Annotated in this window: 18 protein-coding genes; 3 read left to right on the top strand and 15 right to left on the bottom strand. The window is 71.5% G+C overall.

Annotation, left to right across the window (positions count from 1 at the left end; translation table 11 throughout):
• Positions 1–48: 48 nt before the first annotated feature.
• From NMK44_RS10245 to NMK44_RS10210, 8 genes are all read right to left on the bottom strand, one after another.
• A complete protein-coding gene (locus NMK44_RS10245) occupies positions 49–441 on the bottom strand; it encodes a hypothetical protein (protein ID WP_254740645.1) in 393 nt (130 codons plus the stop codon).
• On the bottom strand, positions 438–1,106 hold the full coding sequence (locus NMK44_RS10240) for a sigma-70 family RNA polymerase sigma factor (protein ID WP_254740643.1): 669 nt from the start codon (positions 1,104–1,106) through the stop codon (positions 438–440). Before NMK44_RS10240 ends, NMK44_RS10245 begins: the two co-directional genes overlap by 4 nt.
• Before the next feature lie 58 nt (positions 1,107–1,164).
• Entirely contained in the window at positions 1,165–1,500 is a 336-nt protein-coding gene (locus NMK44_RS10235; RefSeq protein ID WP_254740641.1) for a hypothetical protein, read from the bottom strand.
• A 357-nt stretch (positions 1,501–1,857) separates the two neighbouring features.
• Positions 1,858–2,262 (bottom strand): D-ribose pyranase, encoded by a 405-nt coding sequence (gene rbsD / locus NMK44_RS10230; RefSeq protein WP_254740639.1) that lies wholly within the window; start codon positions 2,260–2,262, stop codon positions 1,858–1,860.
• Entirely contained in the window at positions 2,259–3,185 is a 927-nt protein-coding gene (gene rbsK, locus NMK44_RS10225) for a ribokinase (RefSeq protein WP_254740637.1), read from the bottom strand. Before rbsK ends, rbsD begins: the two co-directional genes overlap by 4 nt.
• 46 nt (positions 3,186–3,231) lie before the next feature.
• Positions 3,232–5,181, bottom strand: coding sequence for an ABC transporter permease/substrate-binding protein (locus NMK44_RS10220; RefSeq protein WP_254740635.1), 1,950 nt, complete (start codon positions 5,179–5,181; stop codon positions 3,232–3,234).
• A complete protein-coding gene (locus tag NMK44_RS10215) occupies positions 5,171–6,748 on the bottom strand; it encodes a sugar ABC transporter ATP-binding protein (RefSeq protein ID WP_254740633.1) in 1,578 nt (525 codons plus the stop codon). The genes NMK44_RS10220 and NMK44_RS10215 overlap by 11 nt, the downstream gene beginning before the upstream one ends.
• The gene (locus NMK44_RS10210; RefSeq protein ID WP_254740631.1) at positions 6,745–7,761 is read right to left on the bottom strand and encodes a LacI family DNA-binding transcriptional regulator; all 1,017 of its coding nucleotides are present in this window, start codon (positions 7,759–7,761) and stop codon (positions 6,745–6,747) included. Before NMK44_RS10210 ends, NMK44_RS10215 begins: the two co-directional genes overlap by 4 nt.
• Positions 7,762–7,957: 196 nt before the next feature.
• Here NMK44_RS10210 and recD2 point away from each other — a divergent pair, with 196 nt between their 5' ends.
• Both recD2 and NMK44_RS10200 read left to right on the top strand, forming a co-directional pair.
• On the top strand, positions 7,958–10,198 hold the full coding sequence (recD2, locus tag NMK44_RS10205) for an SF1B family DNA helicase RecD2 (RefSeq protein ID WP_254740629.1): 2,241 nt from the start codon (positions 7,958–7,960) through the stop codon (positions 10,196–10,198).
• Positions 10,199–10,350: 152 nt separating this feature from the next.
• Positions 10,351–11,640, top strand: a complete 1,290-nt coding sequence (locus NMK44_RS10200) for a citrate synthase (protein WP_254740627.1) — start codon at positions 10,351–10,353, stop codon at positions 11,638–11,640.
• Positions 11,641–12,196: 556 nt separating this feature from the next.
• Here NMK44_RS10200 and NMK44_RS10195 read toward each other — a convergent pair.
• The 3 genes from NMK44_RS10195 to NMK44_RS10185 all read right to left on the bottom strand — a co-directional run bounded on the left by NMK44_RS10195 (position 12,197) and on the right by NMK44_RS10185 (position 15,670).
• Positions 12,197–14,485: a heavy metal translocating P-type ATPase gene (locus NMK44_RS10195; RefSeq protein ID WP_254740625.1), complete on the bottom strand. Its 2,289-nt coding sequence runs from the start codon at positions 14,483–14,485 to the stop codon at positions 12,197–12,199.
• An 86-nt stretch (positions 14,486–14,571) separates the two neighbouring features.
• A complete protein-coding gene (locus tag NMK44_RS10190; RefSeq protein ID WP_254740623.1) occupies positions 14,572–14,811 on the bottom strand; it encodes a heavy-metal-associated domain-containing protein in 240 nt (79 codons plus the stop codon).
• A 202-nt stretch (positions 14,812–15,013) separates the two neighbouring features.
• Complete coding sequence (locus NMK44_RS10185) at positions 15,014–15,670, bottom strand: TetR/AcrR family transcriptional regulator (protein WP_254740621.1); 657 nt, start codon at positions 15,668–15,670, stop codon at positions 15,014–15,016.
• A gap of 169 nt (positions 15,671–15,839) precedes the next feature.
• On the opposite strand from NMK44_RS10185, the gene NMK44_RS10180 reads away from it, so the two are divergent.
• Positions 15,840–18,140 carry an MMPL family transporter gene (locus tag NMK44_RS10180; protein ID WP_254740619.1) on the top strand — a complete coding sequence of 767 codons (2,301 nt, stop codon included), beginning with the start codon at positions 15,840–15,842 and terminating at the stop codon, positions 18,138–18,140.
• A 112-nt stretch (positions 18,141–18,252) separates the two neighbouring features.
• Here NMK44_RS10180 and NMK44_RS10175 read toward each other — a convergent pair whose 3' ends face one another.
• The 4 genes from NMK44_RS10175 to NMK44_RS10160 all read right to left on the bottom strand — a co-directional run bounded on the left by NMK44_RS10175 (position 18,253) and on the right by NMK44_RS10160 (position 21,798).
• Positions 18,253–18,459, bottom strand: coding sequence for a MerR family transcriptional regulator (locus NMK44_RS10175; RefSeq protein WP_254740617.1), 207 nt, complete (start codon positions 18,457–18,459; stop codon positions 18,253–18,255).
• 196 nt (positions 18,460–18,655) lie between these two features.
• The gene (locus NMK44_RS10170) at positions 18,656–19,696 is read right to left on the bottom strand and encodes a Gfo/Idh/MocA family protein (protein ID WP_254740615.1); all 1,041 of its coding nucleotides are present in this window, start codon (positions 19,694–19,696) and stop codon (positions 18,656–18,658) included.
• Between the two features lie 87 nt (positions 19,697–19,783).
• Positions 19,784–20,803: a Gfo/Idh/MocA family protein gene (locus tag NMK44_RS10165; protein WP_254740613.1), complete on the bottom strand. Its 1,020-nt coding sequence runs from the start codon at positions 20,801–20,803 to the stop codon at positions 19,784–19,786.
• Between the two features lie 74 nt (positions 20,804–20,877).
• Positions 20,878–21,798 (bottom strand): sugar phosphate isomerase/epimerase family protein, encoded by a 921-nt coding sequence (locus NMK44_RS10160; RefSeq protein WP_254740611.1) that lies wholly within the window; start codon positions 21,796–21,798, stop codon positions 20,878–20,880.
• Between the last annotated feature and the right edge of the window lie 106 nt (positions 21,799–21,904).

Below are 21,904 nucleotides of genomic sequence, written 5' to 3'. Positions count from 1 at the left end.
GGTCCAGCGCGGCGAATTGGTGCGTCGGCGGCCCGGGCCGCGGCCCGGCTACCGGTACGTCGGGACCGCGGAGGTGGGCGGCGGGCCCCCCGTCCGGGACGGTGAGGCGGACGGGTCGGTGGAGGGCGTCGGTGTGGGCCGGGGGGTGGCCGGGGCTTCGGAGGTACGGGGGTCGCGGGCGGGCGGTGCCGGACGGTCCCGGTCCGGTCCGGAGCCGGTGGGCAGCAACAGGACGCAGACCACCACCACGGCCGCCGCGGCCACCAGCACACCGGCCGCGACCCGCCGGATCCGCCGCGTACCCCAGGCCGGGCCCGTGGGCGGGGCGGCCGGGCCGAGGGAGTGCGGAGTGATGAGCCGGGCGCGGGCGTCGAGCGCGGCGCGCAGCCGGGTCTCGACGGCACGGGGCCGGTCCGCCGCACCGCGCGGGGGAGTACTCATCCGTCCGCCTCCAGCAGTTTCTCCAGGGTGTCCAGCGCGCGGCTCGCGGTGGACTTCACGGTGCCCCGGGACACGCCCAGCGCCTCCGCTATCTGTGCCTCGGTCAGATCGGACCAGTAGCGCAGGACGAGGACCTCGCGCTGCCGCTCGGTGAGCCGCACCAGCGCGTCCAGGACCTCCCCGTGCTCCTCGGCGAGCAGCATCCGTTCGTCGACCGGCGCCCCTTGGGCGTGGTGCGGCGGGGTGTACGCCCGTGCCGTGCGCCGCCGGCGCAGCACCGAGCGGGCGGCGTTGATCACCGCCGTGTGCAGATAGGCGTGTGCGTCCTGGAGGCTGTCCAGGCGTGCGCCGTGTCTGCGGCAGACAGCGGCGAAGGCGTCCTGGACGACGTCCTCGGCGGTGTGCCGGTCGTCCACCAGGGAGACCGCCAGCCGGACCATGTCCAGCCGCCGGGCCCGGTACAGATCGTCCAGGGTGGGCCGCGGTCCGGTGTCGCGGCCCGGCCGGACCGGTCCCAGCAGCCGCAGCCGCCGCTTGTCGGCGACTCCGTCCGCCTCGGCGGCCGGTGGTCCCGCGCGCCGGTCCGGGGCGGTACGCGCCCGGCGCAGCAGCCGGGTCCACCAGCCCGCGCGGTGGAGCCCCGGCAGGAAGTACGTGAGTTGCATCGTCCTCGTCCACCTCTGAGGGGCAGGGCCGAACGGTATCCGGCCCCGCCCCGTCGCGTCACCGGCCGTTGGACCTGGTGGGGCTCGCCGACGGCTTGGGTTCGGCGGGCTTCGGGGTGGGCGTCGCCGACGGTGCGGGCCTGGTGGGCGAGGCGGAGGGCCTGGGCTCGGCGGTCCTGGTCGGGGTCGCCGACGGCTTGGGCTTGGCCGTGGAGGTGGCGGGCTCGGGCTTGGCGGGCGCCTCCGTGCGACTCGGACGCGGCTTGGCGCCGTCGTCACCGCCGGTGGCGTGGGCGGCGATCCCGCCGCCCAGGATCAGGACGAGTCCGGCACTGGATCCCAGGACCCAGGTGCGCAGCGGGCGACGCGAGAGACGGGAACGGTGGAGCTGCATACGGAACGACTCCCGGAGTGAGGGGAACGGGTCGGTGAGAGGCGGACCCGGGCCGTGACCGCGCCGTGGAAACCCGCCTTCACCCCACCAGACGTGCGGCCCCGACCGGGGTTGTCGCACCGCCGGGAAATTGTTCTCCGGGCCGCCGCTCCCGGCCCGGAGCGGGCCGCGGCGGCTGACATTGCGTAACAGATCGATAACTCGCGGAAATCGTGCAACCCTTCCCGGCCCCGGCGGGTCGTACGGTGCGTCGGGCTTCCTGGGAGGGATCCGGGGGGATCGAGAGGAAGCCCTGGGGGAGGGGAAACGAGGGGCCCGGTCCATGGACCGGGCCCCTCGAAGTGCCTTTCGGCAGCCTCAGAACGGCACCCCGCACCGCAGCAGCACATTGGCGTACGGCCGTGCCTCCCCGGTGCGCACCACCAGCCGCGCCCGGCCGGTCAGCGCCTTCAGCTCCTCGTGCGGCACCAGCGTCAGCGACGCGTCGGGGAACAGCCCCTCCAGCAGCGCGGTCGCCTCCTTGTTGTGGTTTCGCACCTCCCGCGCGGCCGAGGCCCCCTCGACCACCAGCTCGTCCAGCAGCCCGGTCAGCACCTGCTCGAAGGACGGCACACCCAGGACGAGGGCGAGGTCGACGACGACCGGGGCGTCCGGGCCGGAAGGGATCGGCAGCCCCGCGTCGCACACCATCACGGTGTCGGTGTGGCCCAACCGGGCCAGTCCGGCGCCGAGGTGGCGGTTGATGATTCCAGCCCGTTTCACAGCCGCGCCACGTCCTCGGCGGTGGGGAAGGACTGCTGGGCACCGGCCCGGGTCACCGCGGCGGCGCCCACCCGCACCGCGAACCGCACCGCCGCCTCCAGACCGTCGCCGACGCCCAGGCGCCAGGCGAGCGCCCCGGTGAAGGCGTCCCCGGCGCCCGTGGTGTCCACGGCCTTCACCGGGAGGCTGTCCACCAGGACCGTACGGCCGCCCTCGGCCACGAGCGCGCCCTGTTCGCCCAGGGTCACCACGACCGACCGCGGGCCGCGCGCCAGCAGGGCGGCCGCCCACTCCGCGGGCTCGGCGGAGCCGCCCGCCGGATCGCCGTCGAGCAGGAAGCGCGCCTCGTGCTCGTTGACCACCAGCGGATCGCAGACGGCCAGCACCCCGTCGGGCAGCGGCGCGGCGGGCGAGGGGTTCAGCACCACCCGCGGCCCCGGCCGCCCCTCCGCGCCCGCTGCGGCGGCGCGCACCACCTCGGCCACGGTCTCCAGCGGGATCTCCAGTTGGAGCGAGACCACCCGGGCGGCGGCCAGCAGCGGGGCGGCGGCCCGTACGTCCTCGGGGGTGAGCCGGGCGTTGGCACCGGGGGAGACCACGATGCTGTTGTCACCGGACGGATCCACCGTGATCAGCGCGACCCCGGTGGGTGCCCCTCCGGTGAGCATCCCGGAGGTGTCCGCCCCGGCCGTCCGCAGTGAGTCCAGCAGCAGCCGGCCGTGGTCGTCGTCGCCGACCCGGGCCAGCAGGGCCGTGCGGGCCCCGAGCCGGGCGGCGGCGACGGCCTGGTTGGCGCCCTTGCCGCCCGGGTGGACGGCCAGGTCGGAACCGAGGACGGTTTCGCCCGGTCCCGGGCGGCGCTCGACCCCGATCACCAGATCGGCGTTGGCGGATCCCACGACCAACAGGTCGTAGTCGTGCATCGTTACGTCCCTTCGCATGACGGGTGCCGGGCGGCGCGTCCCGGGCTCACTTGGCCGCGACGACCTTCACCGGCACCTTGACCGTCTTGTCGACGTCCTTGCCCTTGGCGGCCCGGATCGCGTTCCGCACGGCCATCTTCCCCAGCTCGCGCGGCTGCTGGGCGACGGTCGCGGCGAGCGTGCCGTCCTTCACCGCCTTCAGACCGTCCGGGGTGCCGTCGAAGCCGACCACGTCGACGGACTTGCCCGCCTTGGGGCCGAGCGCCTTGACCGCGCCGAGCGCCATCTCGTCGTTCTCGGCGAAGATCCCGTCCACACCGGGGTGGGACTGGAGCAGGTTGGTGGTCACGTCCAGTGCCTTGGCCCGGTCGAAGTCGGCGGGCTGCTTACCGACCACCTCGATGCCCGGGTACGCCTTCAGGCCCTCCGAGAAGCCCTGGCCGCGCTCACGCGAGGCCGAGGTACCGGCGACGCCCTGGAGCACCAGGATCTTCCCCTTGCCGCCGAGCCGTTCGGCCAGCGTCTTCGCGGCCAGCTTGCCGCCCGCGATGTTGTCCGAGGCCACCAGTGTCTCGATGCTGGCCTTGTTGACGCCGCGGTCGGCGGCGAGCACCGGGATACCGGCCTTGTTGGCCGCCTTGACGGACGGGCCCGCGGCATCGGAGTCGACCGGGTTGATGATGATCGACTTCATGTTCTGGCTGGTGAAGTTCTGGATCTGATTGGCCTGCTGGGAGGCGTCGTTCTGGGCGTCGGTGACGGTCAGGCTCACCCCGGCGGCCTTGGCCTCCTCCTGCGCACCCGCCTTGAGCTGTACGAAGAAGGGGTTGTTGAGCGTGGAGACCGACAGCCCCATCTTGGTGCCCTTGCCCCCGGAGTCGCCCGAGTGCAGGAAGGAGGAGGCGAGCACCACGGCGCTGACGGCCACCGCCGCCACCGCGAACCGCCCGGCCGTCGCTGCCGCTCTGCGGCCCGGCCCCTGCGGTCCTCCGGCGGACGCGCCGGGGGCGGCGGGACGGGAGCCCGCACGGCGGCGCAGGGTGTCGAGCAGCACCGCGAGCGCGATGACCACACCGATGACGACCTGCTGCCAGAAGGCGGACACCTCCAGCAGGTTGAGCCCGTTGCGCAGCACCGCCAGGATCAGCGCGCCGATCAGCGTGCCGGACGCCTTGCCGACGCCGCCGGACAGGCTCGCGCCGCCGATGACCACTGCGGCGATGGCGTCCAGTTCGTAGCCGACCGCGGCCTGCGGCTGGGCCGAGGACAGCCGGGAGGCGAGCACGATGCCCGCGACGGCGGCGAATCCGCCGGAGAGCGCGTAGATGACGAGCTTCTGGCGCGCCACGCGGATCCCGGAGAGCCGGGCCGCCTCCTCGTTGCCGCCGATCGCGTACATCGCGCGGCCCGCGTAGGTGCGGCCGAGGACTCCGGCGGTGAGCAGACCCATCACGATCATCACGATGACCGGGACCGGCAGCCAGCCGCCGAGGGTGTCACCGAGTCCGGAGACCGCGTCGGGGACGGCGATCGGGCTGCCCTGGGAGATGACCAGCGCCAGACCACGGCCGATCGAGAGCATCGCCAGCGTGGCGATGAACGGCGGCAGTTTGCCGTAGGAGACCAGCGCGCCGCTGACCAGACCGCAGGCGATGCCCGTACCGACGGCGAGCAGCGCCGCCAGCCAGACCGGCAGCCCCTGGGAACTGGCGGACCAGGCCAGCACGGTGGCCGAGAGCGCGGCGACCGAGCCGACGGACAGGTCGATGCCGGCGGAGACGATGACGAAGGTGACACCGAAGGCGAGGATCGCGGTGACCGCCGCCTGGACACCGACGTTCAGGAGATTGTCGGTGGTCAGGAAGTCGCCGGAGAGCAGCGACATCGCCGCCACCAGCAGTACCAGGGCGCTCAGCGCGCCGTTGTCGAGCAGCACACGGCGCAGCACCGCCGGGCCCCCGGGGTCCTTTGTGACGTGAGGCGTGTCAGTTGCCACGGGGTCCCTCCTTTTCCGTGACGCCGACTCCTTCGTCGGCGCCCTTGACGTCCTTCACTGCCAGGGCCATCACGGCGTCCTGGGTCGCTTCGTGCGCGGTCAGCTCACCGGCGATCCGGCCCTGGGCCATGACCAGGACCCGGTCGCTCATCCCCAGCACCTCGGGCAGATCGCTGGAGATCATCAGGACCGCGTGGCCCGATGCGGTGAGTTCATTGATGAGCTGGTAGATCTCGACCTTGGCGCCCACGTCGATACCGCGGGTCGGCTCGTCGAGGATCAGCACCCTGCTGTCGGCGAGCAGCCACTTGCCGATGACGACCTTCTGCTGGTTGCCGCCGGAGAGGGTGCGCACCCGCTGGTCGAGCCCGGCCATCCGGACGGCGAGCTGCTCCGCGACGCGCTCGGCGGCGCGCCGCTGCGCGGCCCGGTCGACCAGGCCCGCGCGGGTCGCGGAACGCAGGCTGACCAGGCCGAGGTTCTCCTGTACGGAGGCGTCCAGCAGCAGCCCCTGGCCCTTGCGGTCCTCCGGTACCAGACCGACACCGGCGGCCATCGCGGCCACCACGTCATGGCGGGGCAGCGGGGCGCCCGCCACCTCGACGGTGCCCGAGTCGTAGGGGTCGGCGCCGAACAGCGCCCGCACCACCTCGGTACGGCCCGCGCCCACCAGACCGGCCAGGCCCACCACTTCACCGGCGCGCACCTCGAAGCCGATGTCGTGGAAGCTGCCGTCGCGGGTGAGCCCCTCGACCTTCAGCAGCGGCTCACCGGCGTCGGCGCGTTCGCGCGGGTACTGCTGCTCGATGGAGCGGCCGACCATCAGCCGCACCAGCTCGTCCTGATCGGTGGCGGCCGGGACCTGGGTGACGCTGCGGCCGTCGCGCAGGACGGTCACCCGGTCGCCCAGGGCGGCGATCTCCTCCAGGTGGTGGGTGATGAAGACGATGCCCACCCCGTCCTCGCGCAGCCGGCGCACGATCCGGAAGAGCTTGTCGACCTCCTCGGTGGTGAGCACCGCGGTCGGCTCGTCCATGATCAGTACGCGTGCCTCCAGGCTGAGCGCCTTGGCGATCTCGACCATCTGGAGCCGGGCGATGCCCAGGTCCCGCACCCGGGTGCGGGGGGAGACGTCCACCCCGACGCGGGCGAGGAGTTCGGCGGCCCGCTCGTACATCGTGTGGCGGTCGATCATGCCGAAGCGGCGCGGCTGGCGGCCCAGGAAGATGTTTTCGGCGACGCTGAGGTCGGGGACGAGGTTGAACTCCTGGTAGATGGTGGCGATACCGAGCCGTTCGGCGTCCTGGGCGCCGTCGATGCGCACCGGGGCGCCGTCGACCAGCACACGGCCGCCGTCCGGGCGGTGGGCGCCGGAGAGCATCTTGATGAGCGTGCTCTTGCCCGCGCCGTTCTCGCCCAGCAGGACGTGCACCTCACCGCGGCGCAGGTCGAAGTCGACGCCGTCCAGCGCGACCACACCGGGGAAGGTCTTGCGGACGCCCTCCATCCGCAGCAGTTCGGACTCCGGGCGCGACGGCTCCTCGGTGACACGGGACGTCGTGCTCATGGCTTGCTCCCTTCGGGCTCGCCGCACGAGCGGCGGGTGACCAGGCGGGCGGAGAGGGTCACCGACTCCGCGGGACGGCCCTCGACGAGGTCGACCAGCGCGCGGACGGCGGCGTGGCCGAGTTCCCCGGTGGGCTGGGCGATGGCGGTGATGGGCGGATCGGTGTGGACGAACCAGGGGATGTCGTCGAACGCGGCGAGCGCGATGTCGCCGGGCACCCGCAGGCCCCGTGCGCGGATCTCGTCCATCGCCCCCAGCGCCATCAGGTTGTCCGCGGCGAAGATGGCGTCCGGGGGGCGCGGCAGATCGAGGAACCGGGCGGTGACCCGGCGTCCGCTGTCCGCCTGGAAGTCGCCCTGGCCGATATGGCCGTCGTCCAGCGTGAGGCCGAACTCCCGCAGTGCCGCCCGGAAGGCGTCCACCCGCTCACGTCCGGTGGTGGTGGCCGCCGGGCCCGCGATGATGGCGAGCCTGCGGTGGCCGAGCGCATGCAGATGGGCCACCAGATCGCGGATGGCGTCCCGGCCGTCGGTGCGCACCACGGGCACCGACGCCAGGCTCTCGTCCTCGATCCAGCGGTCGACGAAGACCATGGGCGTACCGGTACGGGCGGCGTCCAGCATCATCGGCGAGCCGCCGTCGGTGGGGGAGATCAGCAGCCCGTCGATACGGCGGTCCATCAGGGTGCGGACGTGGTGATCCTGGAGTTCGGGCCGCTCATCGGCGTTGCCGATCACCACGCTGTAGCCCAGGTCGCGGGCGGCGTCCTCGACGGAGCGGGCCAGCTCGGTGAAGAAAGGATTCAGCACGTCACTGATGACCAGTCCCAGGGCCCGGGTCTGGTCGGTGCGCAGCGAGCGGGCGACGGCGTTGGGGCGGTAGCCGAGGTCGGCGACCGCGGCGAGTACGCGCTCCCGGGTGTCGGCGCGGACGGAGGGGTGTTGGTTGAGCACCCGCGAAACCGTCGCGACGGACACCCCGGCCCGTTGCGCCACGTCCTTGATGGCCGGCATCGTCCACCTCCTCGTGGAATCGATTACACGGAGGATTGGAATCGATTACACGGGACATCGACAAGAGCTCGGTCCGCCCCGAAACCGGATCGTGATACTCCGCGATGATCGGCCCCGGCGGTCCGTCCCGGCCGGTTGTCCACAGCCGCCGACCGTCGGCGGACCGGCTGTCGGGCCCCGGCGGTACGGTCGGTCCATGCTCAAACTCGCGGTGGTCGAAGGGGTTCTGGAGCGGATCACCTACGCCAATGAGGAGAACGGCTACACGGTCGCGCGGGTCGACACCGGCCGTGGCGCGGGCGATCTGCTGACCGTCGTGGGCTCGCTGCTGGGCGCCCAGCCGGGCGAGTCACTGCGGATGGAGGGCCGCTGGGGCTCCCATCCGCAGTACGGCAAGCAGTTCACCGTGGAGAACTACACCACCGTCCTCCCCGCCACCGTCCAGGGCATCCGCCGCTATCTGGGCTCCGGTCTGATCAAGGGGATCGGTCCGCGGATCGCCGACCGGATCACCGAGCACTTCGGCGTCGAGACCCTGGACGTCATCGAGCAGCGGCCGGAGCGGCTGATCGAGGTCCCCGGGCTCGGCCCCAAGCGCACCAAGATGATCGGCGCGGCCTGGGAGGAGCAGAAGGCCATCAAGGAGGTCATGATCTTCCTCCAGGGCGTCGGCGTCTCCACCTCCATCGCGGTGCGGATCTACAAGAAGTACGGAGACGCCTCGATCTCCGTGGTGAAGAACGAGCCGTACCGGCTGGCGGCCGACGTCTGGGGCATCGGCTTCCTCACCGCCGACAAGATCGCCCAGTCCGTCGGCATTCCGCATGACAGCCCGGACCGGGTCAAGGCCGGTCTCCAGTACGCCCTGTCCCAGTCCACGGACAACGGCCACTGCTATCTCCCCGAGGAGCAACTGATCGCGGACGCGGTGAAGTTGCTCCAGGTCGACACCGGCCTGGTGATCGACTGCCTGGGCGAGCTCGCCGCCGAGGAGGGCGTGGTGCGGGAGCGGGTCCCCGCCCCGGACGGCGGCGATCCGGTCGCGGCGGTCTATCTGGTCCCGTTCCACCGCGCGGAGCTCTCGCTGGCCGGTCAGGTGCGGCGGCTGCTGCGCACCGAGGAGGACCGGATGCCCGCCTTCCAGGGGGTGGACTGGGAGAAGGCGCTGACCTGGCTGGCCGGCCGCACCGGCGCCGAGCTGGCCCCCGAGCAGCGGGAGGCGGTGCGGCTGGCGCTCACCGAGAAGGTCGCGGTGCTCACCGGCGGCCCGGGGTGCGGCAAGTCCTTCACCGTCCGGTCCGTGGTGGAGCTGGCCCGCGCCAAGAAGGCCAAGGTGGTGCTGGCGGCCCCCACCGGCCGGGCCGCCAAGCGGCTCGCCGAGCTGACCGGCGCCGAGGCGTCCACCGTCCACCGGCTGCTGGAGCTCAAGCCCGGCGGGGACGCCGCGTATGACCGGGACCGCCCGCTGGACGCCGATCTGGTGGTGGTCGACGAGGCCTCCATGCTCGATCTGCTGCTGGCCAACAAGCTGGTCAAGGCGGTTCCGCCGGGTGCGCACCTGCTCTTCGTCGGCGATGTGGACCAGCTCCCCAGCGTCGGTGCCGGGGAGGTGCTGCGCGATCTGCTGGCCCCCGGCGGCCCGGTCCCCGCGGTGCGGCTGACCCGGATCTTCCGCCAGGCCCAGCAGTCCGGTGTGGTCACCAACGCCCACCGGATCAACGAGGGGGTGCCGCCGCTCACCCAGGGGCTCTCCGATTTCTTCCTCTTCGTGGAGGACGACACCGAGGAGGCCGGGCGGCTCACGGTCGATGTCGCGGCCCGTCGCCTGCCCGCCAAATTCGGTCTGGACCCCCGGCGTGACGTGCAGGTTCTCGCCCCGATGCACCGCGGTCCGGCGGGCGCGGGCGCGCTGAACGGACTGCTTCAGCAGGCCATCACCCCGGCCCGCCCGGACCTCCCGGAGCGCCGTTTCGGCGGCCGGATCTTCCGTGTCGGCGACAAGGTGACCCAGATCCGTAACAATTATGAGAAAGGGGCCAATGGAGTCTTCAACGGCACGGTTGGAGTCGTCACCTCCCTCGACACCGACGAGCAGCGGCTGACCGTGCTGACGGACGAGGACGAGGAGGTGCCGTACGACTTCGACGAGCTGGATGAGCTGGCTCACGCCTATGCGGTGACCATCCACCGCTCGCAGGGCAGTGAGTACCCGGCCGTCGTGATTCCGGTGACCACCGGAGCCTGGATGATGCTCCAGCGCAACCTGCTCTACACCGCGGTGACGCGCGCCAAGCGCCTTGTGGTGCTGGTCGGCTCGCGTCGCGCGCTCGGGCAGGCGGTGCGTACGGTTTCGGCGGGAAGGCGCTGCACGGCACTGGACCACCGGCTCGGCGGCCAAGGACGGGTCGAGGATGCCCACAGGGTTTCCGAACGATGACGAACGGGGCAGGATGGGCGTGAAAGCGGCACTGAGTGCCGCCAAAAGGCCCTTTGGCCGACCCCGAGTGCACGTCCATCGTCCGGATGGGGGAAGGTGGGGGGAGTCAGGGCACCTCGAAGAAGAGAACCAGGACGTCGGTGAGGGATGACGTGAGCGACAACTCTGTAGTACTGCGGTACGGGGACGGCGAGTACACCTACCCGGTGGTCGACAGCACCGTCGGCGACAAGGGCTTTGATATCGGCAAGCTGCGTGCCCAGACCGGTCTGGTGACCCTGGACTCCGGTTACGGCAACACCGCCGCGTACAAATCCGCGATCACCTACCTCGACGGTGAGCAGGGCATCCTGCGCTATCGCGGCTACCCCATCGAGCAGCTGGCGGAGCGCAGCACGTTCCTGGAGACGGCCTTCCTGCTGATCAACGGTGAACTGCCCACGGTGGACGAACTGGCCACCTTCCGCGAGCAGATCACCACGCACACGCTGCTCCACGAGGACGTCAAGCGCTTCTACGACGGCTTCCCGCGCGACGCCCACCCGATGGCCATGCTCTCCTCGGTGGTCAGCGCGCTGTCGACCTTCTACCAGGACAGCCACAACCCCTTCGACGAGAAGCAGCGCGACCTCTCGACGATCCGGCTGCTGGCCAAGCTGCCGACCATCGCGGCGTACGCCTTCAAGAAGTCGGTCGGCCACCCGTTCGTCTACCCGCGTAACGACCTCGGCTACGTCGAGAACTTCCTGCGGATGACCTTCTCGGTTCCGGCCCAGGAGTACGAGCTCGACCCGGTCGTCGTCAGCGCCCTCGACAAGCTGCTGATCCTGCATGCCGACCACGAGCAGAACTGCTCGACCTCCACCGTGCGGCTGGTCGGCTCCTCGCAGGCCAACATGTTCGCCTCCATTTCGGCGGGCATCAGCGCCCTGTGGGGCCCCCTGCACGGCGGCGCCAACCAGTCGGTGCTGGAGATGCTCGAGGGCATCCAGGCCGCGGGCAGCGATGTCGACACCTTCATCCGCAAGGTGAAGAACAAGGAAGACGGCGTGAAGCTCATGGGCTTCGGGCACCGCGTCTACAAGAACTTCGACCCGCGGGCGAAGATCATCAAGTCGGCGGCGCACGATGTCCTCTCCGCCCTCGGCAAGTCGGACGAGCTCCTTGAGATCGCCCTCAAGCTGGAGGAGCACGCCCTCGCCGACGACTACTTCGTCGAGCGCAAGCTCTACCCGAACGTGGACTTCTACACCGGTCTGATCTACCGGGCGATGGGCTTCCCCACCGAGATGTTCACCGTGCTGTTCGCGCTCGGCCGGCTGCCGGGCTGGATCGCGCAGTGGCACGAGATGATCAAGGAGCCGGGCTCCCGTATCGGCCGCCCGCGCCAGATCTACACGGGCGTGGTCGAGCGCGACTTCATCCCGGTCGAGCAGCGCTGAGCGCAGTCTCTTCCGTCTCTGAGTGCCCCGCTCTCCCGGCGCATGCCGGAAGGGTGGGGCACCGTTGCGTCTCCGGACTCGCCCGGTTCCGGGCGAGTGAGGCGAAGGGGCGAGCCCGGTCGACCGTCGACAGGGGCTTCAGCGCCCCGGAGCAGAACCGAGCCCCCAAAAAAATCAGAAAGCGCCCCGCTTCCGATCCCCCCACGGGTCGGAGCGGGGCGCTTCCCATGTCCCGGTTCGGATTCCCCCCACGGGATCCGGCCGGGCGTCCACGGGCCGCACAGGCGGCATTGCGGCGCGATCTGCCGGGACGAGTACCTACGGGAGGGCCGCTCAAAGCTCCCCGAGTACCTCGCCCCGGCCACGCGTAGCGGGATTCATCCCCCAAGACGAATCCCCACCGTCCCATTAGACTCGCGACCCCCCGAAATGGTTACGTTCGGTTGCCTGTGATCTGCGTCTCTTGCCATAACGGGCGTACAAGGGCAAGAGCCTCGATTTGAAGATCGAGGCTCCCATGTATGGGTGTTGTGCGGCTTATGGGGAGCCGGTGAAGCTATGTGGATGCCGTGAAGGCCCGCAGTCGCAGGCTGTTGGTGACGACGAAAACGGATGAGAACGCCATGGCCGCTCCGGCGATCATCGGGTTCAGCATCCCGGCCGCCGCGAGCGGCAGCGCGGCGACGTTGTAGCCGAACGCCCAGAAGAGGTTGCCCTTGATGGTGGTGAGCGTCCGGCGCGCCAGCCGGATCGCGTCGGCCGCCACCCGGAGGTCGCCGCGGACCAGGGTCAGGTCCCCCGCCTCGATGGCCGCGTCGGTGCCGGTGCCCATGGCGAGTCCGAGGTCGGCGGTGGCCAGCGCGGCCGCGTCGTTGACGCCGTCGCCCACCATGGCGACCGTACGGCCCTCGCCCTGGAGCCGCTTGACGACATCGACCTTCTCTTCGGGCAGGACCTCGGCGATGACCTCCTCGACGCCGATCTCGCGCGCCACGGACTCGGCGACCAGCCGGTTGTCCCCGGTCAGCAGGACCGGGGTGAGACCGAGGGCGCGCAGCTGGGTGACGGCGTCGGCGCTGGTCTCCTTGATCGCGTCGGCGACCAGCAGGATGCCGCGCGCCTCGCCGTCCCAGGCCACGGCGACGGCCGTATGGCCCTCCGCCTCGGCGGCGGCCTTGGCGGACGCGAGCTCCTCGGGCAGTTCGACGGCCCACTGGCCGAGCAGCTTCTCCCGGCCCACGAGCACCTTGTGCCCGTCGACCACGCCCCGGACGCCGAGGCCCGCGACGGAGGTGAAGCCCTCGGGCACCGGGAGGGAGCCGACGCGTTCGACCGCGCCGTCCGCGATGGCGCGGGCGACCGGGTGCTCGCTGGCGTGCTCCACGGAACCGGCGAGGCGCAGCAGCACCTCCTCGTCCGTGCCGGGTGCGGTGACGACGCCGCGCAGCCGCATCCGGCCGGTGGTGACGGTGCCGGTCTTGTCCAGGACGACGGTGTCGACCCGGCGGGTGGACTCCAGTACTTCGGGGCCCTTGATGAGGATGCCGAGCTGGGCGCCGCGGCCGGTGCCGACCATCAGGGCGGTCGGGGTGGCCAGGCCCAGCGCACAGGGGCAGGCGATGATCAGGACGGCCACGGCCGCGGTGAACGCGGCGGTCGCGTCGCCGGTGGCGACCAGCCAGCCCAGCAGGGTGCCGAGGGCGATGAGCAGCACGATCGGCACGAAGATCCCGGAGATCCGGTCGGCGAGCCGCTGCACCTCGGCCTTGCCGTTCTGCGCGTCCTCCACCAGCTTGGCCATCCGGGCGAGCTGGGTGTCGGCGCCGACGCGGGTGGCCTCCACGACGATGCGGCCCGCGGTGTTGACGGTGGCGCCCGCGACCGCGTCGCCGACGACGACGTCCACCGGTACCGATTCGCCGGTGAGCATCGAGGCGTCCACGGCGGAGCCGCCCTCGACGACCGTGCCGTCGGTGGCGATCTTCTCGCCGGGGCGGACCACGAAGCGGTCGCCGGCCGCCAGCTCGCCGACCGGGACGCGGACCTCCCGGCCGTCGCGCAGGACGGCGACGTCCTTGGCGCCGAGCTCCAGCAGGGCGTGCAGCGCGGCTCCGGCCGCCCGCTTGGACCTGGCCTCAAGGAAGCGGCCCAGGAGGATGAAGGTGGTCACTCCGGCGGCGGCCTCGAGGTAGATCGAGGACGAGCCGTCGGCGCGGGAGACGGTGAGGTCGAAGCCGTGCCGCATCCCGGGCATGCCCGCGTGTCCGAAGAACAGGGCCCACAGGGACCAGCCGAGGGCCGCCAGGGTGCCGAGCGAGACGAGGGTGTCCATGGTGGCCGCACCGTGCCGGGCGTTGCTCCAGGCGGCCTTGTGGAAGGGCGCGCCGCCCCAGACGACGACGGGCGCGGCGAGGGTGAGCGAGAGCCACTGCCAGTTCTCGAACTGGAACGAGGGCACCATCGCCAGCACGACGACGGGCAGGGACAGGGCGAACGAGATGAGCAGGCGGCGGCGCGGGGCGTCCGGCCGGTCCTCGTCGTGGCCGGGGCGGTCCGCGGCCCCGCCGGGAGCCTCGGTGGCCGCGGCCGGGGGCACGGGCTCGGGCGGGCGGGGTTCCTCGGCGGTGTAGCCGGTTCTGACCACGGTGGCGATCAGGTCCGTCACCTCGACCCCGGCCCCGTAGGACACCTTGGCCTTCTCGGTGGCGAAGTTGACCGTGGCGGCCACCCCGTCGATGCGGTTGAGCTTCTTCTCGATGCGCGCCGCGCAGGAGGCGCAGGTCATACCGCCGATGGCGAGTTCGACCTGTGCCGTGTGCCCGGCTTCGGAAGCCGTGCTGGTCATGTCTGGGTCTCCTGGGAGGAGGGCCGGTGCCGTACGGCGTCTGTATCAGCAGGGCGGTACGGCCCGGCGGGAGGAGTCGGGGGTGCTCAGGCCCGGCCGGCGAGCTCGTAGCCCGCCTCGTCGACGGCGGCGCGGACGGCCTCGTCGTCCAGCGGGGCGGCGGAGACGACGGTGACCTGTCCGGTGGAGGCCACGGCCTTCACGGAGGAGACGCCGTCGAGGGCGCCGAGCTCCTCGGTGACGGCGCCCTCGCAGTGGCCGCAGGTCATTCCGGTCACCTGGAGGACGGTGGTGACGCCGGAGCCGGTGTTCGCCTCGGAGCTCATGGACTTTCTCCTGTGGGGTGGGCGTGATGGTCGGGACGCAGGAGACGCCGGATGCCCCAGGGTCTCCTGACTCTCATAACTCTATACCCCTAGGGGGTATTCCCGGAAGCCGGAGGTGCGCCGGATCGTGAACAGCGCGCCACGCCCGCGCGCGCTCCCCTTCCGTGCAGGGCGCGCCCGGGGTGGTGGTGGCGGATCAGGGTCAGCGGACGGGGCTGCCCTCGGTGCCGATGATCGGCGCGAGATAGCGGTACAGGGCGTCCTTGGTCTCGGTGATGTACGCCCGCTGCTCCGCCCCCTCATGGGCCAGGATCACATCGAGACCGGCCTTGAACAGGTGGAACGCCATGGTGGCGGTACGGGTGCGGCGGTCGGCGGGCAGTTCGGGATGGCGCAGTCCGAGCAGCTCCTCCACCCGGGACTGAAGGGTGAGGTGCAGTGCGTCATGCTCCTCGACGACCGGGCCGGGGGTGTCCGTGGAGTTGATCAGCGCGAGGAAGGCGGGATTCGCGCAGTTGAACTCGATCATCGGATCGAGGACCGCGTCCAGCATCTCGCCCAGCGGCAGCGCGGCGTTCTCCACCGTGAAGACCAGGCCGTGGGCCTGGCGCATCTGATGGGTCAGCCGCTCACCCAGTTCGACCGCGATGGCCTCCTTGTTCGGGAAGAACTGGTACAGCGTGCCCGGGGAGACGCCCGCCTCGCGGGCGATCGCGTTGGTGCTCGCGCCGGCGTAGCCGTTCTGGCAGAAGACGCTCGCGGCCGCGTCGAGCAACTGCTGGACCCGGCGCTCACCGCGCGCCTGCCGACGGCGCGGCTTGGCGGCTCCCTCGGCCTGGGCTGCCTTGCTCTCGGTCACGCGCAATCTCCGGATCTTCGTGTTCGATTGACAAACGCGAGTGCTCACTCGCATTCTTGTGAAACGCGAGTGATCGCTCGTGTTTGCCAGTCTATGGCAATCAATGACCCATGCTGCCTGCCCAAACGTCGTGCGGTGGCCTGGGCACAGGTGAAGGGGACACCGTGCCATGACCACTGTCAACCATCCGTCGGGGGACCGGATCGGAGGATGGACCCGCCTGGTCACGGCGCGCCCCCGGCTCTCCTTGCTGCTCGCTCTGCTCTTCACCGCGCTCACCGTGGTCGCGGGCAGCGGTGTCGCCGACCGGATGGGCAGCGGGGGCTGGGAGGACCCGGCGTCCCAGTCCACCTATGCCACCAAGGCGTTGGAGAAGCACTTCCCGACCTCCCAGCCCAATCTGATCCTGCTGGTCGACAGCGGCAAGGCCACGGTGGACGATCCGGCGGTGGCCGCCGAGGGGCGGGCGCTGGCGAAGAAGCTGGCCGAGGAGGAGTCCGTCACCGGCGTCACCTCCTACTGGGACACCGGTGCGCCCACCCTCCGGCAGCGTGACCGCGGCGAGGCGATCATCGCCGCCCGCGTCACCGGCGACGAATCCGCCGCCAACGAGGCGCTGGAGCGGATCGCCCCGCGCTACCGGGGGGACCACGGCCCGGTCGAGGTGTCGATCGGCGGTCTGGTCGCGGTCCGCCATGAGCTCCAGACCACCATCCAGGAGGATCTGCTGCGGGCCGAGATGATCGCCCTGCCCATCACCCTGGTCCTGCTCGTCATGGTCTTCGGCAGCGCGGTGGCCGCCCTGCTGCCGCTCGGCGTGGGCATCATCGCCATCCTGGGCACCAACGCGGTGCTGCGCGGTCTCACCGAGTTCACCGATGTCTCGGTCTTCGCGCAGAACCTGACCACCGCACTCGGCCTCGGACTGGCCATCGACTACGCCCTGTTCATCGTGCGCCGCTTCCGCGAGGAGCTGGCCACCGGTGCCGAGCCCCTGCCCGCCGTGGCGGCCACCCTGCGCACCGCCGGGCGCACCGTGCTCTTCTCGGCGCTGACCGTCGCGGTCTCGCTCGCCGCCATGCTGGTCTTCCCGCAGTACTTCCTGCGCTCCTTCGCCTACGCGGGGATCGCCGTGGTGCTGATCGCCGCAGGTGCCGCCCTGGTCGTGCTGCCCGCGGCGCTGGCGCTCCTCGGCGACCGGGTCAACTCCCTCGATCTGATGAAGCTGTTGCGCCGCGGACGCCCCGCCCGTACCGGTGAACCCGGCAAGGGATGGGGGTGGCTGGCCCGGCTGGTGATGCGGCGCGCACCGCTGTTCGCGCTGGCCACCGTCGCCGGTCTGGTGGCGCTCGGACTGCCCTTCCTGAAGGTGGAGTTCGGCACCGCGGACGACCGCCAGCTTCCCCGGAGCGCCGAATCGCATGTGGTCCAGCAGCACATCCGGGACGGCTTCCCCGGAGGGCCCGGCGGCGCCGTCGAGATCATCGCCGAGGGCCGCCCCGGCACCCGTGCCCTCGCCGACTACAGCACCGAGCTCTCCGCGCTCCCCGATGTGCGGCGGGTGGACGGTCCGGCGGGCCAGTTCGCGGGCGGCCGTCAGGTGGCCCGGCCCGGTCCGGCCGAGGCGGCCCGCGCGGCCGAGGGGAGCGCGTATCTCACCGTGCTGACCAAGGGAGAGGCGGTGGACGCCGCGAGCCAGGACCTGGTGCGTGACATCCGCGCCCAGCACCCCCCGTTCCAGGCTTCGGTGACCGGCACGGCCGCCGTCCTGGTGGACACCAAGGACTCCATAGCCGACCGGCTGCCCTGGGCGGCCGCGATCATCGCCATCGTCACCCTGCTGCTGGTCTTCCTGCTCACCGGCAGTGTGCTGATACCGATCCAGGCGGTGCTGCTCAACGCCCTCAGTCTCACGGCGATGTTCGGCGCCATGGTGTGGGTCTTCCAGGACGGCCATCTGTCCGGTCCGCTGTCCTTCACCTCCACCGGCGATATCGAGACCACCCTGCCGGTGCTGATGTTCTGCGTCGCCTTCGGACTCTCCATGGACTACGGGGTCTTCCTGCTCTCCCGGATCAAGGAGGAGTACGACCGCACCGGGGACCATGCGGCGGCCGTGGAGTTCGGGCTGCGGCGCACCGGCGGGCTGATCACGGCGGCCGCGCTGATCCTGGCCGTGGTGATGGTCGCCATCGGCACCTCGCGGGTCACCAACACCAAGATGCTGGGGCTCGGTATCGCCCTGGCGGTGCTGATGGACGCCATGGTGGTGCGCAGTCTGCTGGTGCCCGCGGTGATGCGGCTGACCGGCCGGGCCACCTGGTGGGCACCGGGCCCGCTGCGGCGGCTGCACGCCAGGATCGGGCTGAGCGAGGGGGAGTCCGCCCCCGTCCGGAGCGGTGACGACGGGGAGGAGCCCGGGCCCCGCAGCGAGGAGGAGCTGCGGGACCCGGTCCGCGCGGGGCACTGACGCCTTCCGGAAGGGGGTGCACGGGGTGCACCCCCTTCCGGCGGGGCGCCGGGGACAGCATGTGCCGGTGTGCGAGCGGGCACCGTCCGCGCGGGTCTTGGTGGCGCGGACGCTAAGGAGCGCCGCGCCGTCCGCGCCGGTTGCCCGGTCTGCGGGCCACCCAGGCGCGGACGGTGTCCGCGTACCAGTACGGCTTGCCGCGCTCCACCAGATCGGGGGGCGGCAGCAGTGCGTGTTTGCGATACGACCGTACGGTGTCGGTCTGGACCCCGATATGAGCGGCGATGTCCTTGTACGACCAGAGCCTCCGGTCGGTCATCTTTCGAGCCCTTCCCGCAGCCACCGCGACCACGGCCCCGGTGGGGCCGTCGGGGGAGCCACGGCGGACCTGCTGACGATCTCTCAGCCTGTGTCCGGTGAACGACAGTGCGTGATCGTGGGTCAGGGGCTGTTGAACACCTGTGACGAAGCCGTGTGGAGATGTGACGGCTGTGACACCGGAGTGACAGTGGCGCTCAGGCCCCCAGCTCGGCCATCCGTTCGGTGATCTCCGCCAGTCGTACCGGACGGTGCTCCAGCCGGGACAGTTCACATGCCTCGGCCACCAGCAGGGCGTAGAGCGCCTGCTGACCGGAGCAGGGGTTGGGCGCCGCGCCCCGGGCCGCCCGTACGAAGGCGGCCAGCTCCGCCCGGTAGGCGTCCTCGAACCGCTCAAGGAAGTGCGCCCAGGGGCGGCCGGGACTGGCGGGCCCGCCCGGTTCGGCCGAGGTGAAGGGCGTACGGCCGTCCAGCCCCACCACCAACTGGTCGCGCTCACCGGACAGTTCCATCCGCACGTCGTACCCGGCGCCGTTGTAGCGGGTGGCGGTCGCGGTCACCAGCGTGCCGTCGTCCAGCGTCAGCAGCGCCGCCGCGGTGTCCACATCGCCCGCCTCCCGGAAGAACGCGGCGCCGTCCGCCGAACCGGACGCGAACACCTCCACCACCTCCCGCCCGGTCAGCCAGCGCACGGCGTCGAAGTCATGCACCAGACAGTCCCGGATCAGTCCGCCGGAGTGCGGCAGGAACTCCGGCGGCGGGGGAGCGGCGTCCGAGGTGATGGCCCGGATGGTGTGCACCCGGCCCAGCCGCCCTTCGCGCAGCGCCTCGCGCGCGGCCCGGTACCCGGCGTCGAACCGCCGCTGGAAGCCCATCTGGAGCATGGTCCCGGCCGACGCGACCTCGCTGAGCGCCCGGACGGTGCCCGCCAGGTCCAGGGCGATGGGCTTCTCGCAGTAGGCGGGCAGTCCGGCCCGCGCCGCCCGGGTGATCAGTTCGGCGTGCGAGGCGGTCGCGGTGGCGATCACCAGCGCGTCGATCCCGCCGCTGAAGACCGCGTCCACCGAGGCCGCGGCGGTCACCGGTACGGCGGCGTCCGCGTCGATCCGCGTGGCCAGTTCGGCGGCCCGCGCAGGGTCGGCGTCCCCGATCAGCAAGGCGTCGACGCCGTCCGTGGCGGCGAGGGCGGCGGCATGGAAGGAGCCGATCCGCCCGGCGCCGAGGAATCCGATGCGCATGGTGTCTTCCCGTCCGAAAGGGGTGGGGCCGAAGGAGCGGGCCCTGAAGGGGTGAGGAGGGGGCCGGGCCCGTGGCGGAAGCCGGGGTCAGCGGTAGAAGGCGGGGCGCTCGATCATCTCCACGGGGGTGCGCTCACCGGTCTTCTGCGCGCGCAGCCCCGCCTCGCAGACGGCCGCCGCCGCATAGCCGTCCCAGGCGCTGGGTCCCTCGACCTCCCCGCGGCGGGTGGCGTCGACCCACGCCTGTACTTCCCGGTCGTACGCCTCCGCGAAGCGGGCCACGAAGTCCGGGGCGATCCCACCGCCCCAGCCGCCGGGGCGGTTGACCAGCATGCCGTGGGCGTCACCGACCCGTGCGGTGCCGCGTTCGCAGACCGCCTCGGTCTGCACCTGGTAGCCGAAGCCGCAGGTGGCGAACATCTCGACGTTGACGAGCGCGCCACCGCTGGTCTCGAAGATCACCAGCTGGGGGTCGCTCAGCCCCTCGGGCGCATGCGAGTTGGGCGTCGGCTTGAGCACGGTCACCGTGGTGATCTCCTGCTCCAGCAGCCAGCGCGACTGGTCCATCTCATGCACCACCGAGTCGCTGATCAGCATCTCCGTGGTGAAGTACGGATGGGTCGAGGCATTGCGGTGGCGGCAGTGCAGCATCAGCGGACGGCCCAGCTCACCGGTGGCCAGCAACGCCTTGAGCTCCATGAACTCGGTGTCGTAGCGGCGCATGAACCCGACCTGGACCCGGCGGTGGCCCAGCCGCTGCTCGGCCTCCAGCACCCGCAGCGCGGAGGCCGCGTCCGGGGTGAGCGGCTTCTCGCACAGCACCGGCAGATCCCGCTCGAACGCACTGAGCAGCGCGGCCTCATGCGCGGGCCCGGGGGAGGCGATCAGCACCGCGTCCACCCCCGGCGCGTCCATCGCGGCCGCCGGATCGGTGAACGCCCGGCACCCCTCGGCGGTGTCGGCCACGGACTTCGCGCGCGCCTCGTCGATATCGACCACGGCGGCCACCCGGGCGCCGCTGATCACCTCATCGATCCGGCGGACGTGGTCGGCGCCCATCTTGCCGGTCCCGATGACGGCGATGCCGAGCGTCCCCTGCTGGGTCATATGCGAGTTCCTTCTCTTTCTGCCGGTGCGGTCTGCCGGTGCGGTCTGCCGTGCGGTGGTGGTCGGGACGGGGGTCAGGCGCCGCAGGAGCGCAGGAAGCGACGGGTGCGCTCGGCGATCGGGAACGGCTGGTCGGGCGGGCAGGGGTACATGTCCTGCTCGACGATGGCGAACAGGTCCACGTCCAGCTTCTGGGCGGCGGCGAGGACCGGCTCCAGCGCGGGCACCCCGTCCGGCGGTTCGCACATCACCCCGCGCTGGACGGCCGGGCCGAACGGCACCCCGTTCTTCACCACATCGGCCAGGATCTCCGGGTCCACCTGCTTGAGGTGGAGATAGCCGATGCGCTCGCCGTAGGTCTCGATCAGCTTGACGCTGTCGCCGCCGCAGTAGGCGTAGTGCCCGGTGTCCAGGCAGAGGTTGACCAGGTCGGAGTCGGTCGCGTCCAGGAAGCGGGCGACGTTCTCCTCGGTGTCGATGTGGGTGTCGGCGTGCGGATGGACGACGATCTCCAGACCGTAGGCCTCCCGCACCTCACGGCCGAGCCGCTCCATCCCGGTGGACAGATGGCGCCACTGCTCGGCGGTCAGCTCCCGCGGCTCGATGATCTCGGCGGTCTTGTCGTCCCGCCAGAAGGAGGGGATGACCACCAGATGCCCGGCGTTCATCGCCCGGGTCAGTTCGGCGACCTGGGAGACATGGGCCCAGGTGGCGTCCCAGACATCGGGTCCGCGGTGCAGTGAGGTGAAGACGGTGCCCGCCGAGACGGTGAGCCCCCGCCGGGTGGTCTCCTCGGTGAGCCGGGCCGGGTCGGTCGGCAGATAGCCGTACGGGCCCAGCTCGATCCAGGAGTAACCGGCCTCCGCGACCTCGTCGAGGAAGCGCTGCCAGGGGACCTGCTGCTCGTCGTCGGGGAACCACACCCCCCATGAGTCGGGGGCCGAGCCGACCCGGATGCGGTCCAGGGCGGGTACGGGAGAGGCGGCGGCAGTCATGGGAGGGGTCTCCTCTCGCCGGTCATCGGCGACCGGGGAAGGGGGCGGTGCGGATTCCGGTGCTCGCTGGCGGACGCGCGTCCGCGTCGTACTGTTTTGGGCAGCT

Source organism: Streptomyces cucumeris (assembly GCF_024295805.1).
Classification (GTDB): domain Bacteria; phylum Actinomycetota; class Actinomycetes; order Streptomycetales; family Streptomycetaceae; genus Streptomyces; species Streptomyces cucumeris.
This window is presented reverse-complemented; position numbering and strand designations above follow the sequence as displayed.

Coding starts and splice junctions, on each gene's coding strand:
- NMK44_RS10245 (WP_254740645.1), bottom strand. CDS start 441: ATGAGTACTCCCCCGCGCGGTGCGGCGGACCGGCCCCGTGCCGTCGAG.
- NMK44_RS10240 (WP_254740643.1), bottom strand. CDS start 1,106: ATGCAACTCACGTACTTCCTGCCGGGGCTCCACCGCGCGGGCTGGTGG.
- NMK44_RS10235 (WP_254740641.1), bottom strand. CDS start 1,500: ATGCAGCTCCACCGTTCCCGTCTCTCGCGTCGCCCGCTGCGCACCTGG.
- rbsK (WP_254740637.1), bottom strand. CDS start 3,185: ATGCACGACTACGACCTGTTGGTCGTGGGATCCGCCAACGCCGATCTG.
- NMK44_RS10215 (WP_254740633.1), bottom strand. CDS start 6,748: ATGAGCACGACGTCCCGTGTCACCGAGGAGCCGTCGCGCCCGGAGTCC.
- NMK44_RS10210 (WP_254740631.1), bottom strand. CDS start 7,761: ATGCCGGCCATCAAGGACGTGGCGCAACGGGCCGGGGTGTCCGTCGCG.
- recD2 (WP_254740629.1), top strand. CDS start 7,958: ATGCTCAAACTCGCGGTGGTCGAAGGGGTTCTGGAGCGGATCACCTAC.
- NMK44_RS10195 (WP_254740625.1), bottom strand. CDS start 14,485: ATGACCAGCACGGCTTCCGAAGCCGGGCACACGGCACAGGTCGAACTC.
- NMK44_RS10190 (WP_254740623.1), bottom strand. CDS start 14,811: ATGAGCTCCGAGGCGAACACCGGCTCCGGCGTCACCACCGTCCTCCAG.
- NMK44_RS10180 (WP_254740619.1), top strand. CDS start 15,840: ATGACCACTGTCAACCATCCGTCGGGGGACCGGATCGGAGGATGGACC.
- NMK44_RS10175 (WP_254740617.1), bottom strand. CDS start 18,459: ATGACCGACCGGAGGCTCTGGTCGTACAAGGACATCGCCGCTCATATC.
- NMK44_RS10170 (WP_254740615.1), bottom strand. CDS start 19,696: ATGCGCATCGGATTCCTCGGCGCCGGGCGGATCGGCTCCTTCCATGCC.
- NMK44_RS10165 (WP_254740613.1), bottom strand. CDS start 20,803: ATGACCCAGCAGGGGACGCTCGGCATCGCCGTCATCGGGACCGGCAAG.
- NMK44_RS10160 (WP_254740611.1), bottom strand. CDS start 21,798: ATGACTGCCGCCGCCTCTCCCGTACCCGCCCTGGACCGCATCCGGGTC.